Source organism: Enterococcus sp. DIV0187 (genome assembly GCF_051713785.1).
Taxonomy (GTDB): Bacteria; Bacillota; Bacilli; order Lactobacillales; family Enterococcaceae; genus Enterococcus_A; species Enterococcus_A avium.
This window is the reverse complement of sequence record NZ_JBIOQO010000001.1, coordinates 2,253,942-2,271,959: the sequence shown is the minus strand read 5'-3', so window position 1 is coordinate 2,271,959 and position 18,018 is coordinate 2,253,942. Positions and strand designations below refer to the sequence as shown.

At 40.4% G+C, this 18,018-nt stretch carries 15 protein-coding genes; 9 read left to right on the top strand and 6 right to left on the bottom strand.

Annotated elements, in window-relative coordinates:
- Positions 1–60 precede the first annotated feature (60 nt).
- From mgtA to IGI52_RS11095, 3 genes are all read left to right on the top strand, one after another.
- The gene (gene mgtA / locus IGI52_RS11105; protein WP_438782246.1) at positions 61–2,715 is read left to right on the top strand and encodes a magnesium-translocating P-type ATPase; all 2,655 of its coding nucleotides are present in this window, start codon (positions 61–63) and stop codon (positions 2,713–2,715) included.
- A gap of 95 nt (positions 2,716–2,810) precedes the next feature.
- Entirely contained in the window at positions 2,811–3,167 is a 357-nt protein-coding gene (locus IGI52_RS11100; RefSeq protein ID WP_176674971.1) for a VOC family protein, read from the top strand.
- 102 nt (positions 3,168–3,269) lie between these two features.
- The gene (locus tag IGI52_RS11095) at positions 3,270–3,779 is read left to right on the top strand and encodes a DNA-3-methyladenine glycosylase I (RefSeq protein WP_216410411.1); all 510 of its coding nucleotides are present in this window, start codon (positions 3,270–3,272) and stop codon (positions 3,777–3,779) included.
- A 105-nt stretch (positions 3,780–3,884) separates the two neighbouring features.
- Here the strand turns inward: IGI52_RS11095 and IGI52_RS11090 are convergent, their stop codons facing one another.
- Positions 3,885–4,658, bottom strand: a complete 774-nt coding sequence (locus IGI52_RS11090; RefSeq protein ID WP_016179692.1) for a DeoR/GlpR family DNA-binding transcription regulator — start codon at positions 4,656–4,658, stop codon at positions 3,885–3,887.
- A gap of 351 nt (positions 4,659–5,009) precedes the next feature.
- Between IGI52_RS11090 and IGI52_RS11085 the strand changes: the two genes are divergently transcribed.
- The 6 genes from IGI52_RS11085 (at position 5,010) to IGI52_RS11060 (ending at position 13,696) form a co-directional block, all read left to right on the top strand.
- Complete coding sequence (locus IGI52_RS11085; RefSeq protein ID WP_438781294.1) at positions 5,010–6,083, top strand: alcohol dehydrogenase catalytic domain-containing protein; 1,074 nt, start codon at positions 5,010–5,012, stop codon at positions 6,081–6,083.
- 31 nt (positions 6,084–6,114) lie between these two features.
- Entirely contained in the window at positions 6,115–6,549 is a 435-nt protein-coding gene (locus tag IGI52_RS11080; protein ID WP_438781293.1) for a PTS sugar transporter subunit IIA, read from the top strand.
- Between the two features lie 21 nt (positions 6,550–6,570).
- Entirely contained in the window at positions 6,571–7,044 is a 474-nt protein-coding gene (locus IGI52_RS11075) for a PTS sugar transporter subunit IIB (RefSeq protein WP_016179695.1), read from the top strand.
- A 24-nt stretch (positions 7,045–7,068) separates the two neighbouring features.
- Positions 7,069–7,836 (top strand): PTS mannose/fructose/sorbose/N-acetylgalactosamine transporter subunit IIC, encoded by a 768-nt coding sequence (locus tag IGI52_RS11070; protein WP_016179696.1) that lies wholly within the window; start codon positions 7,069–7,071, stop codon positions 7,834–7,836.
- Positions 7,836–8,693: a PTS system mannose/fructose/sorbose family transporter subunit IID gene (locus IGI52_RS11065; protein WP_048717791.1), complete on the top strand. Its 858-nt coding sequence runs from the start codon at positions 7,836–7,838 to the stop codon at positions 8,691–8,693. The genes IGI52_RS11070 and IGI52_RS11065 overlap by 1 nt, the downstream gene beginning before the upstream one ends.
- A 716-nt stretch (positions 8,694–9,409) precedes the next feature.
- Positions 9,410–13,696 carry a SpaA isopeptide-forming pilin-related protein gene (locus tag IGI52_RS11060; protein ID WP_438781292.1) on the top strand — a complete coding sequence of 1,429 codons (4,287 nt, stop codon included), beginning with the start codon at positions 9,410–9,412 and terminating at the stop codon, positions 13,694–13,696.
- A 132-nt stretch (positions 13,697–13,828) separates the two neighbouring features.
- Here IGI52_RS11060 and IGI52_RS11055 read toward each other — a convergent pair whose 3' ends face one another.
- The 5 genes from IGI52_RS11055 to IGI52_RS11035 all read right to left on the bottom strand — a co-directional run bounded on the left by IGI52_RS11055 (position 13,829) and on the right by IGI52_RS11035 (position 17,985).
- On the bottom strand, positions 13,829–15,169 hold the full coding sequence (locus tag IGI52_RS11055; protein ID WP_438780108.1) for an ISL3 family transposase: 1,341 nt from the start codon (positions 15,167–15,169) through the stop codon (positions 13,829–13,831).
- A complete protein-coding gene (locus IGI52_RS11050; protein WP_438780107.1) occupies positions 15,138–15,584 on the bottom strand; it encodes a transposase family protein in 447 nt (148 codons plus the stop codon). The genes IGI52_RS11055 and IGI52_RS11050 overlap by 32 nt, the downstream gene beginning before the upstream one ends.
- Positions 15,585–15,732: 148 nt before the next feature.
- Positions 15,733–17,295, bottom strand: a complete 1,563-nt coding sequence (gene tnpC, locus IGI52_RS11045; protein WP_070557863.1) for an IS66 family transposase — start codon at positions 17,293–17,295, stop codon at positions 15,733–15,735.
- Positions 17,296–17,444: 149 nt separating this feature from the next.
- Entirely contained in the window at positions 17,445–17,798 is a 354-nt protein-coding gene (gene tnpB, locus IGI52_RS11040) for an IS66 family insertion sequence element accessory protein TnpB (RefSeq protein ID WP_070557861.1), read from the bottom strand.
- 1 nt (position 17,799) lies between these two features.
- Complete coding sequence (locus tag IGI52_RS11035; RefSeq protein WP_070557862.1) at positions 17,800–17,985, bottom strand: hypothetical protein; 186 nt, start codon at positions 17,983–17,985, stop codon at positions 17,800–17,802.
- Positions 17,986–18,018 lie beyond the last annotated feature (33 nt).

Genomic DNA, 18,018 nt, shown 5'->3' with positions numbered 1-18,018 from the left:
TTATACCTAATGATTGGGATAGGATTATGGCGAATTTTTTTTGGAGAGAAGGAAAGAACAGTGGAAAAAGTAACGAAAAATAACCAAAAGGTTAATTATGATTTATTTGCTAGAAAAACAGTGGCGAATGTTTTTGAGACCTTTCATACATCAAAAAAGGGGTTATCAGAAAAACAAGCCAGCATTGCTAGAGAGCGATACGGGGATAACAAGATCTCTTATGGCAAAAAGACGCCTTTCATTTTGGAGGTGCTAAAAGCGTATATCACGCCCTTTACCTTGGTATTAATTGGTCTAGGATTAACCTCGATTACGACTGATGTATTAATGGCGGCTCCGGCAGACCGCGATTATTTTGGCAGTGCTATTATTTTTACGATGGTTATTATTAGCGGAACAATGACCTTGATCCAATCAGTTCGTTCGAATCATGCTGCTGAAAAGTTGAAATCTTTAGTAAAAGTCACAGCGACCGTTCGTCGGAAAAATCAATTCCTTGAGCTTCCCATCGAGGAAATTGTCTGTGGAGATGTCGTTAAATTATCTGCCGGTGATATGATTCCAGCGGATGTCCGGTTAACAGTCACAAAAGATTTATTTGTTTCTCAATCGGCTTTGACTGGGGAAAGCTATCCAGTTGAAAAAAGAGCGGAGAGTCAAATTGAAGCCCAAGATTCTGAGACAAGTTACGAAAATATGGTCTTTATGGGAAGCAATGTCATTAGCGGGAGTGCGGAAGGAGTTGTAATCGCAACGGGGAATCGAACGTTGTTTGGCGATGTGGCAAAATCCTTGAGTACCAAGCCTGACTTGACAAATTTTGAATTGGGAATCAAGAAAACTTCGTTCATTTTTATCAAATTTATGGCGCTCATGGCGCCAACGGTCATCGTGATTAATGGGCTGACTAAGGGGGATTGGATGGAGGCTTTTCTGTTCGGTTTATCTGTGGCTGTAGGATTGACACCTGAAATGCTGCCGATGATCGTAACCACCAATCTGGTCAAGGGTGCCTCAAGAATGGCGAAAAAGGGAACGGTTATTAAAAATATCAATTCGATTCAAAATTTCGGCGCTGTTGATGTACTTTGTACGGATAAGACTGGAACGTTGACTCAGGATAAAATCATTTTGGAATATCATTTAGATTGTGATGGGAAGGAAGATTCACGGGTTTTACGTCACGCATATTTAAACAGCTATTATCAAACTGGATTGAAAAATTTGATGGATGTCGCGATTATTGATGCTGCGAAGAATGAATTGGATACGACTAAAATCAATTATCAAAAGGTCGATGAGATTCCATTTGATTTTGACCGTCGCCGTATGAGTGTGGTTGTAGCGGACAATGATGGCAAGACTCAAATGATCACAAAAGGTGCAATTGAGGAAATGCTGCGAATCTCGAGCTTCGTTGATTTTAAGGGGAAGGTCATACCATTAACAGAAAAAGCAAAACAAGAGGTTCTAGAAAAAGTAAAAGAACTAAACAGCGATGGCTTGCGGGTATTAGGGGTGGCACAAAAAACCAATCCAAGTGTCGTCGGCGAATTCTCGGTATCGGATGAGTCGCAGATGGTCCTAATTGGGTACTTGGCCTTTTTAGATCCGCCAAAGGAAACGACGAAGCAAGCTTTAGAAACACTGAAGAAACATGGCGTGGGAGTCAAGGTGCTGACAGGCGACAATGCGCTGGTTACGAAATCTGTCTGCAAACAAGTTGGTTTGGAATCAGAAGAATTAGTTACAGGTGAACAAATCGCCAATCTAAACGAAGTACAATTAGCTGACATCGCAGAAAAATACAATGTCTTTGTCAAACTGAATCCTCAGCAAAAGCAACGCATCACCCACGCATTAAAGAAAAATGGACATACCGTCGGCTTCTTAGGAGACGGCATCAATGACGCTCCTGCGATGAAGGCAGCCGATGTTGGAATTTCCGTGGATACCGCTGTTGATATTGCGAAGGAATCTGCAGACGTGATCTTACTGGAAAAGGATTTGATGGTCTTGGAACGGGGAATCGTTTCAGGCAGAGAAACCTTTGGCAATATTATGAAATATATCAAAGCAACTGCCAGCTCGAACTTCGGTAACATGTTCTCTGTCTTAATTGCTAGTACGTTCCTGCCCTTCTTGCCAATGCTGCCATTGCAACTGCTATTTTTGAATATGATCTACGATATTTCTTGTATTTCGATTCCGTGGGATCATATGGACAAAGAGTATTTGGATGAACCAAAAAGTTGGATCTCGGCCAATATTGGCAAGTTTATGCTTTGGATTGGACCAACTAGTTCAGTTTTTGATATCACGACTTATCTATTAATGTACTTTGTCATTTGCCCAGCAATGCTAGGCGGCAGCTACCACACCTTGAGTCCAGCACAACAGGCGACCTTTATTGCGATTTTCCATGCCGGCTGGTTCGTGGAATCACTTTGGACGCAAACGATGGTGCTGCATGCGTTGCGGACTCCGAAAGTGCCGTTTTTGCAAAGTCGGGCCTCATTCAGTATGATTGCTATTACCACTTTAGGAATCGCTGTAGGAACAATCGTGCCGTTCACTAATTTTGGCAGAAACTTAGGGATGCTGCCATTGCCAGGAAACTATTGGTTATGGTTGTTTGTCACAATGGTTCTTTACTTGGCTTTAGTGACTGTAGTTAAACGGATTTATATTCGTCGTTACGGTGAACTATTGTAAGCATCCGTGTCCTTATTCCTCAATAATTCGACTTGGTAGGCGCTTTCTTTTCAGTTATACTTAAAGCTAACAATGGTAAAAGGAAGGTGCAGTACATGATTGATCATTTAAGTATTGGTGTCAGCGATTTGGAAAAGAGTAAGGTGTTTTATAAGGAAGCTTTGGAACCATTAGGCTATCAGGTAAAATTCGAGATGGACCATGGTGTTTGTTTTGGGGCAGAAGGAGGAGATATATGGATCGTCAAAAGCGAACCAAGCAAGATCCATTTGGCGTTTAGCGCATCTGATCGTACAACGGTCGATCGCTTTTATGAAGCAGCGATGAGGGCCGGCGGAGCAGATAATGGAGCGCCGGGTGTACGACCTCATTATCACGAGAATTATTACGGTGCCTTTATCTTTGATCCCGATGGATACAATATTGAGGCCGTTTGCCACAAAGAAATGTAGTGAAAATGCTGGCTGAAGGGTCAGCATTTTTGTTGCTTTTTACTGTTTATCAGGAATGTTAAGTGTGCTGAATTAAAGTGAACTAAAAATGGAGGTGAGGCAGTGAGTAAATCTCAATGGTACAGTGATCGGTGGGGCGAGCCGACACATGATGATCGGATGCTGTTTTTATTGTTAACTGTGGGCGTTTTTCAAGCAGGATTAAGCTGGCAGGCAGCAGCAAGTAAACGGGAAGTCTTCGAAAGAAATTTTTGTGGAATGGATTTTCGCAAAGTGGCGGCTTTTTTTCCTGAAGATATTGAACAGATTGCCAAAGATCCGGAAATGATCCAGAATCGGCGAAAAATTAAAGCGGTTGTCCAAAATGCGCGAGCTATCGTGCTGCTGTTAAACGACTATGATAGTTTTGCTGACTATTTATGGGATTTCGTAGGTGGGGTGCCAGTCCTCCATGAGTACGAGACGGCAGAGGAAGTTCCGAATACATTGCCTGAAGCAACGGTGATCGCCAAAGATATGAAGAAAAGAGGCTTTACCTTTGTGGGTCCAATTGTTACTTGCATGTTTCTGAAGGCAGCAGGGATTATGCAGGATCAGGTGTGGGATAGTTAGAATTGGATACTAACAGCTTGATGAGTAGAAAAAGCAAAGAATGAGGAAAATATACTCCTCAATTCTTTGCTTCTTTTGTTATAGACGCCAATTTTTGTAAGGAAGCTAAATACTTTCGATACGGATGATTCCGTTTTTATACATTTCATCAATTAGTTTCTTATCTGTCTGATTATCTGTAATGAGTAAGTCGATTTGATCAATCGGAAGAAACGTATACAGCGCTCGTCGGCCGATTTTTGTGTGATCGGTAACGACGATTTTTTTTGCAGCAGCGTCAATCATATTTTTTTTGGTGGCGATCAATAATTCATTGAAATGGGTTAAGCCCTTTTCAACATTAAGTGCAGGCGTAGCAATAAAGGCCTTATCGACACTTAATTGCTGCAGGGATTCATTAGCAATTTGTCCGTTGAGCATATAGCTGTCGTGGAAAAGTGTCCCTCCAGTGACGATGGTGGTGATTCCTCGATTGGACCGTAAAACAGAAGCGATATTGACATCATTGGTGATAATCGTAATGTCTTGCAACTGCGGCATTTCATTGAGGGTTTTTGCGATTTGCAGGGTGGTGGTACCAGAATCTAAAATAATCGCTTCGCCGCTTTTTATATAATTTGTCGCATATTTTCCGATTTTTGTTTTTTCCAGCATATTTTCAGTTGCCCGATCTTCAAAATCTGGCTCATCCTGTTTGATACTTGCAGGAACCACTCCGCCATGGATTCTAACAACAAGTCCCTGTGACTCCAATTCATCTAAATCTCGCCGAATCGTTGTTTCATGAACCTGAAAAATCTCTGACAATTGGGCAACAGAAATAAATTGTTTATTTTCAATAGCTTCTAGCAGCTTTATTCTCCGCTCTCCTGTTAGCATGTTTCTTCATCCTCTCGCTTTCCCAGTGAAAATCCCCACCGTTGAAAGACTTTCTCACTTCTCAGTCTAGGGAAAATAATAGAAGGTGTCAATACATACAGATGAAAAGCACGCATCAACGAGCGTATTCGAGTGAGACTGCAACTAAATAGATTTAAGACCTCACAATTTAAAATCAATTTTTTTGTTTTTTTATATCCAATCAAATGATTCATTTGTAGCTGTTTTACTAATAGCGCTCTGATATTTTTAAAATAAAGCGTTTACAGAGCTGTATTCTGATGCTATACTCGTAAACGAGCAATAAAGAGTTTATACGAGCGCTCATAAACGAGTGATAGGAGTGGAAGAATGAAACAAATGCTTGAATCAAAAGTTTTTAGTTTGGTGGAACCTGGTGTAATTGAGGAGGTGAACAAAACGAGAAGTCTTCCTGCAAATTGGGTGGCTGTTGAGCCGACCTATGCGAGTATTTGCCATGCGGATTTAAGATATTTTGCAGGGTTGCGAAGACCTGAAGCTTTAGCTAAAAAGTTGCCGATGGCTTTGCTGCATGAAGGGATCGCAGTGGTCAAGGAAAGCCGTTCAGAAAAATTTTCAAAAGGGGATCGAGTAGTCGTTGTTCCCAATATACCGGGACAAATCTTGCATCCTGAGATTGATCAGAAGCCCGATATTCCTGTGAATTACTCAAAGGGAAATGCCTTTTTAGGAAGCGGCTATGATGGTATGGCCCAAAGCTGCTTGGTTCATCCAGAAGAATGTCTGGTGCGTATCCCTGATGAAATTCCCAATGAAATCGCGGTTTTAGCGGAGCTTTCGTCTGTTTCTCATCATGCTCTTAGCCACGTGCAGGAGAAGCTGAAAAAGACAGATACTCGTGTAGCCCTTTTTGGTGATGGACCTGTGGGATACTTCACCGCTGTTATGCTGAAATATCTGTACGGCGTGACTGCTGAACGCTTTGTTGTCTTTGGTGCAGCGGATGATAAGTTGGCGCATTTCGATTTTGCTCGAAGAGAGAATGTACTGTCTTATGATTTTAAGCATTCTAAAGAAAAGTTTGATGTACTGATCGAATGCACAGGCGGAAAATTTAGTCAAAGTGCTTTGAATCAAGCAATTGATATTGCAGATTCGTTAGCGGATATCATTTTTATGGGTGTGACTGAAGAGCTGGTCCCAATTGATACACGAGACATTTTGGAAAAAGGAATTACCGCTCATGGCAGCAGTCGATCGTCAACGGCGGACTTTGAAGCAGTTGTTGAAGGCATGAAAAATCCAGACTATCGACGTGCGTTGAGTAAAATATTGCCGGAGAAAATTGTTGAGATTTCAACAGGAGAAGATTTTAGAAGAGTGATGGAGCAATTTGTCGAAAATCCAGGCTGGAATAAAACAGTTATGCATTTCAATTGGTAAGTGCGACGGGCTAAATGAATGAGGTGAGAATATGACAGGAATAGTAATTGTAACGCATGGCGAGATGGCGACAGGTCTGATGGACAGCTTGAGCCTTATCATGGGGGAGCAGGAAGATTATCAAACGCTTGGATTAAAGCATGGGGATGACATTGGCGAATTCGGAGAGAAGATTCAAACGGCTATTTGCGAACTGGACACAGGTGATGGGGTATTGGTTTGCGTCGATTTATTTTCTGCAAGTCCCTATAACCAAGCAGCTATGTCCTTCAACAAATTGAAGGAGCATCACTATCGATTAATTTCAGGGGTGAATCTTCCCATGATTGTCGAAGCCTTTAATCAGCGAATGATTGGAGCGGATTTAGAAACAATGTATCAAGCCGCAATGACCGCGGGAAAAGACGGAATCAAAGAGTTTTTGGAAGAAATGGCAAAGCTGGAAAAAATACGTACAGATAAATAATAGAAATGGAGTGGAGTACAAATGGGTGAAATCGTATTAGCACGAATCGATGATCGCTTGATTCACGGACAAGTAATGACGGCCTGGCTGCAGTTTACTGGAGGAAATCATATTGTCATTGTGGATGACGCGACAGCAGGAGATGAGTTTACCAAATCGATCATGTCGATGGCGGTGCCGAATGGGATTAAATTATCGATTTTGGGAGTGGCAGATGGAGCGAAGCTTTTGGCGAATATTCCTGACGGACACAAGATCATTGTGTTGGCGAAGGAGCCTCAAACGTATTGGCAGCTGATTGAAAAGGGCGTGACCTTCGATGAAATTATTATCGGTGGGATGGGAGCACGGAAAGATCGTAAAACCTTCCATAAAAATATTTCGGCTTCGGAGGAAGAAAAGGAGACCTTTAGAAAGATCGTCGCCCAAAATGTCAAAATGAAAATCCATGTGATTCCAGATCAGGGTTCACAAGCAATTGAAGGATTGCTATAAAAAAATGGTGAAGGAAGTGGAGAAATGAAAATTAGTCTAATCCAAGCAATTTTAATCGGGGTCGTTTATTATCTTGGAATCAATGGCACGCCGTGGCTTTCATTAGTGGGAACGCATGGCTGGATGCGTCCGCTGGTCAATGGAACTGTAGTCGGATTGATTTTAGGTGATCCGGTTCAGGGGTGTATCATCGGAGCGGCTATCAACCTACCGTATTTAGCTTTTATTTCAGCTGGCGGAACGGTGGCGATGGACCCAGCGCTTGCGGGGACTCTTGGAACCGCTTTAGCGATGGCGGCTAAGGTTGAACCGGCTGTTGCTGTGACCTTGGCTGTACCGATCGGACTGCTGGGGACCTTGATTTGGGTCGCTCATATGACCGTTGATATTACTTTTGTGCATATGGCAGATAAGGCTGCAGAAGAAGGAAAAATTGACCGCATTAATTGGCTGCATATCGTACCACCGCAATTATTTTTACTTTTGATTACTGTCGTACCGGTTGCCTTAGCCGCTTATTTAGGAGCAGATGCAGTTGAGGGGATCGTGGATGCTTTAAGCGGACGTCCGCTAGATGTTCTTTCGGCGATTGGCGGTATACTGCCAGCTCTGGGGATTGCCATGAACCTGCGTGCGATGAATGGTAAAGGAACTTTATTATTTTTCACTTTCGGCTTTATGCTAGCAATCTACTCCGGACTGCCTTCTGTACCGATCGCTGTTTTTGCAGGAATCATCGGCTATGTCTTTACGGAGTTGTATTTGAAAGATAAAAATGGAGGGCTGACATAATGGAGCAGACAGCAGTAGAAGCTAAAGAAAAGCTATTAACAAAAAAAGATGTAGTTAAAGCCTTTTGGCGTTGGACATTTTTCTCGCATGCAAATTACAACTATGAGCGGTTACAGGCAACTGGAGTTGTTCATGCCTTTAGTCCGATTTTGAAAAAGCTGTATGGCAAAGATGAAGACGAAATGAAATCAGCACTAGAGCGTCACATGCAGTTTTTTAATACCGAGCCATCTTTTGGCGGTCCGATTTTAGCCATGACGATTGCGATGGAAGAAGAACGAGCATTGGGAGCAGACATTAATGATCAAACGATCAATGGATTGAAAACAGGATTAATGGGTCCCTTAGCGGGGATTGGCGATACCTTGTGGCAAGGAACCTTGATACCAATTCTGCTCTCCTTTACGCTGCCATTTGGTGCGAAGGGAAATATTTTTATGGGACCTGTCCTATTCTTTGCCCTCCATTGGATCATTATGACTGTCATTGCCTACTTCTTATGGATTCAAGGCTATGAGCAAGGAAAAGAAGGCATCCAAAAGATGATGGCAGGCGGACGCCTTTCCTATATCATGACCTTCTCGCAAACATTGGGGGCGATCGTGATCGGTTCGCTGGCAGCCAATTTTGTTAAAATCGCCACCCCATTAAGTATACATTTGAGCGGGAAAGAAAATCTGTCGATTCAAACCGATGTGCTAGATGCATTGGTCAAAGGCATCTTGCCGTTGGGTGTGACTTTGTTGACCTATTATTTATTGAAGCATAAAAAATATACCCCGACAAAGGTATTAGTTATTCAAATTGTGGGCGGTGCGATTTTAGCCGCGATTGGTTTGATTGTGAACTCAATATAAGTGAATCAACGACGTCAACTAAAAACAAGGGAAACTTTGTTTTTAGTTGACGTCGTTTTTGCTTGATTTAAGAAGAATAAAAGCATATTTAACACGAGAAAAAGCAGTATTTCATGTAATTAAAAATTTTTGATGGCAGAGCTTCTGCAATTGACGTGTATCTGAGAATCGCGAATTCTAGCGGGTGTGATTTCATTCGAGGGTTTTGATTGATTAAGTTAGGAATCATTGATATTACGAAGATTGGTTATTAAATCTGATGAAAATAGTCTTTGAAGCAACTGTAAACATGAATACTTTTTGAATAGTCATTAATGTTGAAAAAAAGTGACAAACATACGAACGAACAAGAAAGAAATTGTCATGTTCATACTGGTAAAAAAAGTGAAAATTAGAGAGCAGGGTAGCTAGACGTAAATAGTCTTTTTTGATTGAGTATTTTTAATGTAAGAGAGAGGTCGGTCTGATACCAGCATTTTTTATTTTGTAAATAACTAAAATAGAAATAGTTTAATTTTAAGATAGATTAAATAATTTGAATTTACAAATTAAAAATCTCTTCGAGTATTGTATTTATATTTAGGGTGTTTTATAATTTGTTAACTGATAGCGATTATTTTTGACTTATTTCTATAATGAAATAAGTCGTAAGTAAATTATAGTAGTCACTATTAACGCTTACAGCTATTAAAAAATCATGAAAGGTGTTAGTGGTTATGAGAAACAAATTAGTTGTATTTGGGTTGATTGTACTGTTAGTTTTACAAACCCTAAGTCCTGCTTTTGCTTATGCGCAAGGCACCACTGAATCAACGACGAATTCAACAGAGCAAAAGGAGACGGTAGCTTCTTCAACAAAGCCATCCGCTGCAACGTCAGCACCATCGTCTTCATCAAATAATGAAGATAAAACGGCTGAAAAAAGCAGTTCGACGGATTCAGTTGAAGCGAGTAAAGCAACAGCAGAATCAGAAAGTAAAGAGCAGCCAAAGAAACAAGCTCGTGCAGCAATTACTGATAATATTTTCAGTTCAGTAAAAATGTACAAAATTAATGGAGATGAAGTTCAGCCGAATGATACCTTACCGAACATGACTGGGATAAAGCTGGCGTTACAATTCTCTTTTACAAACAAGAATTATCAAACAGGAGATACCTTCACAACACAGCTTCCTGCACAGGTAGCGATTGCTAAAGATCTATCCGGCAGCTTTAGTCCAATGACTTCAGCCGAATGGTCGATAAACGCAGCTACTAAAGAATTAACAATTACTTTCTTAGAAGATAACGTATCTTCAGAAGTTTATGATTTAACATTGGTAACCTCACTTGAGAAAGTAACAGGTATTGATGAGGAAAATCAAAAAATCGTTTTTGATACCGCGCCGACACCAACAAGCTTTTCAATAGAAATGACTTCAAGTGTTGATCCAGGAAAAAATAGTATGGCATTGACAATGGATACGTTGAATCCTAAGAAAGCTGATTTAACGTCAGTATTCAACTTGGATCGAACAGACAACACTGACCGGATGTATCGAATCGAAGCGTACAATAATAACAGTAAAATTAGTTTTGATTCCGTCAAAGTATACGCTAGTGATGTTGACTTTAATGGTACCTTGGTCGGCAGTAAAACCTTATTGACCAAGGACGTTGATTATGAAATCGTCTATAAGAATGCCGGGACGACTCGTGCGACAGCAGAAATTCAATTGAAAAATTCCATTGGGAAAAAGGCGATAATTGCTGAATCAGTTGTTTCTGGGATTGATGGAAAGAATTACGTGGATGAATCTGTTACAGGTAATGAGTACAACTATTTCTATGCGTATTCATATACTTACGAGAATGGCAGCCAATTAAATTCTTCCTCTACATCTAAAAACTTTGTGACTTTGCAGCCTTTGGAAGCGAAAGGGAAAATCAATCAAGAAACTGGCGCCATCGATTGGGAGATTAAGTATAATTTTAACGAGCAGCATCTAACAAGTGCTTCACAGCTGCTTACAGATTTAACTGATCAAGGTGTGGAGTTCGTTGCCGGTTCAATCAGTATTGAAAAGGTTGGCTTTAATTATACTAGCGGCAACAACTATGAAGTGGTTTCCCAAGGTGACGGCGCCGGTGATTTTACAGTTTCGACTGATAACTCAGGCTCGTTAGCCTTTACGCCTAAGAGTAATACGACTCAGGCATATGTAATCAAATACTCCACCAAAATTACTGATCCGACTGAACGGATTATTAAAAATAAGGTGACTAATGGAACGGTCACGAAGGAAGCACAAGTGAGTCTTATTCCGAATCTGTTATCAAAAGAAGCGGGAACGATCGATATTTTCAATCGGACGATGGAGTGGAATATCACCGTCAACGCTGAGAAATATACGATGAAAAGGCCTGTCGTTCATGATTACTTTATTGGCGCGGTCAAGGATTATACTGGACTTACGATCAATAAAAAGATTTCTGACACCGAATCTGTTCCATTAGTGGAAAATGTTGACTACAAAATAACTCGATTTGATGAGAATGGTTCGCCAGTCGGGGCACAGCCGAATGTCAATGGCGCACCAGATGATTTTAACGGCGGTGTGCGAATCGACTTCCTTGGTGATTACAATGAATTAAAGGATACACTGGTCATTACAATCAAAACTAAGATTGAAACCTCCGATCAGAGAACAGAAATCAAAAACAAGGCAACGCTAAATTATGGTGATACTCCAGGAGTTATCGAGTATGAGGCCAAAGGAACCTTTGTCGATCCTTATTACACAGGCGGAGCAAAATTAGCTCAAAATGCTAGTACGACGGGGAACTATTTGTATCAAAATTGGCTGGTCTTTCTAAATTCCACTGGGGCAAAATTCAATTTAACGAAAATGGAAGACAGCTTGCCTGCTGGCACAGAGCTGGTTCCAGGATCTCTGCGTTTTGAAGAGGTCACAAGCCAGTCAATGATTGATAATATGTCACGCTATTTAACGAATGATTATAACTTGGTTCAAGAAGGTTCAGATGTTTATCCAACGAAGATTGATACTGAGAATAATCAAATTAATTTGGAGTTTGGCAATTTGGGTGCTAAGCGTGTATATGTGAAGTACCGGACACGGATCAAGCGAGATTGGTATGTTTATAGTCGTTTGGATAATGTGGCGAAAGTCACCTATGACGCGAAGGCACCAGCCGAATATAAAGCCAGTCTGTATGCATACAATTATGAAAATGCGCTGCTAAAATCTGTAGCAAAAGATCCATCAAAAGAAAACGTAGCAAATTGGACCGTTACCACGAGAAATATTTCAGCAGATCTGCCCGTTCAAGATCCTGTGATTACAGATACCTTGACACCAGGTACAACTAACGCGGCCTATGATCCAACGTCCTTTGTGGTTACCAATACAGCTACTAATGAGAAAATCAGTACAGATCATTATAGCTTGACGATTACAGGAAATACATTCAAAATTACTTTTTCTGATTACAAAGCCGAGAGTAATATTCAAGTGAAATACAATACGGTCAGTGAATTCCCAGGGGGAGTCAGGAACCTTTCGCAGGTAAGCTCTACCAGCTATGGTGCGTTGAGCACTTCTTACCGACAAGCGAATACATCCGTGAATTTAAGCTTTACTAGCGGCAGCGGAACTGGGGTAGTGAAGACCGCCGATCTATCCGTCTTGAAGGTAAATGAGAAGGACGAGCCTTTGGCAGGTGCAACCTTTGAAATCCTTAAAGAAGACGGAACAGAAACAGGCCTTAAAGCCGATACCGACGATACTGGTGAGGTAACCTTTACGGGATTACCGTTAGGCAACTACCTATTGAAGGAAAGCAAGGCGCCAAATGGGTATGAAATCAATCCTGATTACGAAACCGGCAAAGCAATCACTTTAGTCGAAGATATGGACACGATAAAAGTTGTCAATAAAGAAACCATTCCAAACAGTATCGAATTTACTAAAACAGATAGTCAAACAGATGAGCCTTTAGCTGGAGCGAAATTCAAACTTGAAAAGGCTGATGGTGAGTTAGTCAGTGAAGATCATGAAACAGACGCAAATGGACAGTTTAAGGTGACTGGTCTGCCGAAAGGTGACTATCAATTTGTGGAAACAGCAGCACCTGCAGGCTATCAAAAAGATGACACTCCCGTTAAGTTCTCAATCACTGAACGCCAAGGGCAAGTCGTCAATCTTAAGAAAACTAATACGTTAGCACCAGGAGCAGTAAGATTGACCAAAATCGATGATCAATCGAAAGAAGCATTGAAAGGCGCAATTTTCCGATTAGAAGATAGTGATGGAGAGATTCTAAAAGACGACTTGGCTACCGATGAGGATGGAATTTTAGAAGTAAAAGATTTAGCGCCTGGTGATTATCAATTTGTCGAAACACAAGCACCTACTGACTATAAAAAGGATACAGCGCCAGTTAAGTTCACTATTACGAAAGCTCAAGCTAAAGCTGCTGAAGTTGAAAAAACCAATACGAAATTAGGTACAGTCACGTTGACCAAAACAGATGCGAAAACAGGAAAAACTTTACCTGATGCGGTCTTTGAATTGCAGGACAGCAAAGGAAAAGCAATAAAAACAGCTGTTGAGTTAGTGACAGATAAATCAGGTAAGCTTTCATTTGAGACGATGGCTCCAGGAACCTATCAATTGGTGGAAACCAAAGCCCCAACAGGCTATGAAAAAGATGCGACGCCAGTGAAATTTACGATTAAAGATCAAAGCGAAACGATCGAGTTAACAAAGACCAACAAAGCGATCAGCGACGTCATTTTAGAAAAAGACGATGGTGCCACCAACCATCCTTTAGCTGGCGCTACGAATAATAAAATATCTAAATCTACTAGTAGCTATGTCCGACGTAACCATACGTACCTGCTTAAAACAGGCGAACAAAGATCAACTATTTTGATAATCGCTGGTATTATCATAGTGTTAGTTGCAGGTGGCGTAATCTACTTCAAACGAAAAAAATAATTTTTGAATAAATCCGGTTAGTTAAGCTGCTAGCCGGATTTGTTTTGTCCTTCGTTTCATTGTATTTTATAGATACTAGAAAACATATGAGGAAGGTGTCAAAAGTAAATGCCCAATCGGTTCTTTCCAATTTCATGGGATTCGACGATTTTCCAATGATAAAACTTTTTTTCGTAATAAATTGAAACTGCACCGTCCATACATCTGTTTCTTTATGGTCTTTATCTTATTTACGCTACCTTCAGCTAAACCATTGTTATATTTATGAGTAATCGCATATTTGACTGCTGGGAAATCATTTAAGAGACTACCCACAAACTTTAATAGAGAGACATCATCAAAATTTTCTTTTACAGAAGACATCCAGCTTTTAAAAGACTCTAGATCTTGTTTTTTTAAACAATGACGAAATCTCCAAACTAATTCATAGAGTTGTTTGTATTTTGGATGCTGATTGAAAACTAATTCCAATAACTCACTATCAATGACGGGAACTTTCTCAATCGGTAAATAGAATAGTTTAATTAACCATTTTCGTTCTAATATTTCAATGGATTTCCCTTGATACTCTTCTTTAAAATGTTTATGAAGACGACGTTGCCGGGACATATATCCTCGAATAGCATCTACTGTTCCGGTATATCCTTTTTCAGAAATAATTTGAAAAATCTCTGAGTATGTTTTTCTTTCTTTACGAAGCGCAAGAACTTCTTTGCGATATTTTTCTAATTTACCAGGACGATCGATCCCATATTGTCCGCTGAGAGAAGAAGCATCTTTTCCTAAATATCTTACAATTGTTTGAGGCGTGTATCCTGTAATATCAGTTATTTCGGAAAGGGCAACTCCTTTTTTGGCAAGGGCTCTCACTTCATCAATTTGTTGTTGTTTTTCTTCCATTAGCTCATTATGATGTCGTTCCCAAAATATTGCTTTATCTTCCGGAATTTCCTTCTCCTTCATTTTTATATACTTGGAAATAGTTTTAAGGCCGAAGCCTGTTTTCATTCGAATTTCTTGCTGTGTCATACCGTCGGTATGCAGCCGTTTTACATAAACAATTTTATCTCTTCGTGAAGCATATAGAAGAAAATCTTCAAATTTTTCATATTTTTCATTGGAAATCTCGATTGGAATCCTTGGCGGGAAAGAGTGGCGCATGAATGTTTGAGCGAGTTCACAAAGACGAGCAACCAAATGAAATCTATCGGTGACTTGTATTGCATGAGGGAATGCTTTCTTAATCGCTGCAGAGTATGTACGAGAACCATCACGTGACACCAGCTCAACACATTTGAATTTTTTAAGCCATTCGATCACATCCTCTTTTTCACGAGATTCCAGCAGGTCAACAATTTTCCCAGTTTTGATATCTACCATAATTGTGCCATAACGTTGGCGTTTCTTCAGAGCGAAATCATCAATGCATATTTCAGCTACATCATAATCTACGTGAATTTTTTTTTTGCCCAAGATAATTACATAGACTACTCTTCCTTACTATGATTCCCATTTCTTCAAGGTCTTTAGTCATACCTACAGAACTCCGACTTTCTGCTAAATCAACAATTAGTTTCATCAATCGTGTTGTTTTTCGTGCATTTCGTTCCCTAAAAGGGAACGTCTCAGAAAATGTTTTTTTAGAACAGTCAGGATTTTGACATTTGAATCTTCGTATAAGTAAATTTAAATAGACTGTCTTACTTTGAATCGGTAGATCTTGAATTTTAGTAGTATAAGAATCATGAATATTGGTGGATTTGCAGCGACATGTGGGGCACTTTGCCGAGGTAGAAATGGAAGAAACATCAAAGGTAATTTTCTCTTTTGTTATTTGACAGTCATCAACATGTAAATTAACGTCCAATGATAAAAGTAATTCTTCCAAAGAAATACGCCTCCTTATCATGTAACAGTAACTACCAACAATTAAATTATACTACATTTAGTATATCGAATCCCATGAAATTGGAAAGAACCGCCCAATCACCAAGTACCTACACACCAAATAACCTAAGCCCTATAATGGACTTAAGTTATTTGGTTGTTTTTGCGTACTGTTTGGCGCACGTTGCTTGTGCGAGAGGCTGCCAAGGCAAAAGCTCATCCAACGCTTCATTAGAAACATGCGCTAGATTAGGAATGCGATCAAATAGAAATTCCAAATAGCTCACTGGATTCAGCCCATTTACTTCAGCTGTTCGATACACGCTTAGAATGATTCCCGAAGTTCGAGCACCTTCCAAACTGCACGAATGCATAGAATTCTTGCGACCGATTACCAGCTCTTTTATCTGGCGCTCTGCTAAGTTATTACTAAGTTCCAAGCGTCCATCCTCAAAAATCCGCTCAAATCCTCCACGCAACTTTAGCGCATACTTGACCGCTGTATCTAGTTTGGATTTTGGAACTGCTGTAAAGGAGCCCAGCCATTCATAGAAATTGATGAATAGAGGGGTTAAATAATCCCGGCGTTTTTTCTGCCGATCTTCAACGGATAAGTCGACCCACTCTCGTTCCAATTGGAACCAGATATCGATCATTTTGACAGCGATCCAAGCAGGCGTTTCCTCGTTTTTATTGTTCTTTGGAAGAGCTTCAAAAAACTTCCGACGTGCATGAGCCAAACAATAAACGAGTGTGACATTTTCCACCGCGTTATAGCCTGCGTAACCATCACAATGCAGATACCCGTTGAAATCTGCTAGAAATTGCTTTGGCACTTCGCCAGCTCGCGATACTGCGTGATGGTAATATACGATTGGATGTGTACTATGCTTTCCTGTGCTGAATAGCCAGTAATGCGTGTCTTTCTTGCCCTTCTCAATGACCCGATACGTGGTTTCATCGGCGTGAAGGATTTCCTCTTGGGTTAAATGACTTTTTAATCGTTGGGCTAAACTGTCTAAGGCGTTATGACAAACTTTGATATGCCAGTTGGTGATGTTATCTCGGGAAATATCCAGACCCAATGTTTCTTGCCAATAACTTTCCTGCCGATTGGCAGGTACTTTTTGACCAAACTTCAATCGGATGGTTTCGGCAATCACGCTGTTTGACCCTAAACTATTGGAAACGACAGGTCTTGGAACAGGAGCTTTTTTATAGGAAGAAACATCTGCCTTTTCGCATTCTTTGCAACAATACGTATGTTGGTAATGAACGAGCCGATCTAACATGGCTTGATGGAAAAGCACCTCTTCGCGAATCTTGGTTGTGCCAATGTCGGTCATTTGAGTGCCGCATTGGTCACAGATTCGTTGCTCAGTTGACAATTCATGGTGTCTTTCTTTTAAGGGAAGATAGGCGATCTTCGCCGCTTTTTGACCGATTTTTCTTTTGTGTCCTTTTACCATTGTTTCTTGTCCTTCTTCTGTTTGGGGAACGGCCTTACTATCTTCAACCTCATCAGAAAATAGGTTTAACTGACCAGTCACTTGTGAATCCAGTGTTTCTTTGGAACGACCAAAAAAACGATCCGTAAAATAGCTCAATTTCTCATTGAGAAGATGAACCTCTTGGTTCAATGCTTGATTCGCATGCTGGAGTTCTTTGATTGTTTCTGTCTGAGATTCAAGGAGTTGAAGTAGGATATTCACATCTACTTCGACGTTATTGTTAGAAGAAGAATTTGTTTGTAAGGACAAGAAATTCACCACCATTTTCATTGTTACTACTGTTATTATTATACCATTTAGACGCATCAAAAAACAGAGAAAACCGCATAAAATCAACGATTTCACTCTGTTTAAAAGAATCCTTTTGTCCCAGCCTTGATTGCTTTGGGTTGGTGAATACTTAATCCCTCAAGTAGCCAGTGAATCTGTTGCACAGACAGTTGGCGAACTTCTTCCTTTTTTCTCGGCCATTGCAGTCGACCGTTTTCAATTCGTTTGTATCCCAGAAAAAAGCCATCGTTATGCCAGTAGAGCAATTTAAATCGATCACAGCGATTGCCGCAAAAAAGAAAGATGGCATCTTCGTAAACATCCAGCTCATAGTCTTGTTGGATAATCCTAGCAAGTCCGTCAATTCCTTTGCGAAGATCTGTCTTACCAGTTACGAGAAAGATTTTTTCTACTTTGGTAAAATCGAGAAACATCTTATCCCAACTCCTTAAGGATCGCCGAGAGGATATAGCTGTTTACGCCATTATAGATCAAAACTTCAGAACCATCCTTCTGACGGATACGCAGGGCAATTTTTGCGGTACTGTTTTTTCTCTGATCACGAGCCGTTCTCGATTGATCGTGAAGTTGAATAGGAACGATATCATTTATGTTTTTCAAAAAAACACCTCCGTTTCACTTGATAGCTCAAGT

Bases quoted from the DNA above. Each gene is read 5' to 3' on its own strand.
- IGI52_RS11100 (WP_176674971.1), top strand. From the start codon at position 2,811: ATGATTGATCATTTAAGTATTGGTGTCAGCGATTTGGAAAAGAGTAAG.
- IGI52_RS11090 (WP_016179692.1), bottom strand. From the start codon at position 4,658: ATGCTAACAGGAGAGCGGAGAATAAAGCTGCTAGAAGCTATTGAAAAT.
- IGI52_RS11085 (WP_438781294.1), top strand. From the start codon at position 5,010: ATGAAACAAATGCTTGAATCAAAAGTTTTTAGTTTGGTGGAACCTGGT.
- IGI52_RS11080 (WP_438781293.1), top strand. From the start codon at position 6,115: ATGACAGGAATAGTAATTGTAACGCATGGCGAGATGGCGACAGGTCTG.
- IGI52_RS11075 (WP_016179695.1), top strand. From the start codon at position 6,571: ATGGGTGAAATCGTATTAGCACGAATCGATGATCGCTTGATTCACGGA.
- IGI52_RS11070 (WP_016179696.1), top strand. From the start codon at position 7,069: ATGAAAATTAGTCTAATCCAAGCAATTTTAATCGGGGTCGTTTATTAT.
- IGI52_RS11065 (WP_048717791.1), top strand. From the start codon at position 7,836: ATGGAGCAGACAGCAGTAGAAGCTAAAGAAAAGCTATTAACAAAAAAA.
- IGI52_RS11060 (WP_438781292.1), top strand. From the start codon at position 9,410: ATGAGAAACAAATTAGTTGTATTTGGGTTGATTGTACTGTTAGTTTTA.
- tnpB (WP_070557861.1), bottom strand. From the start codon at position 17,798: ATGTTTCTCGATTTTACCAAAGTAGAAAAAATCTTTCTCGTAACTGGT.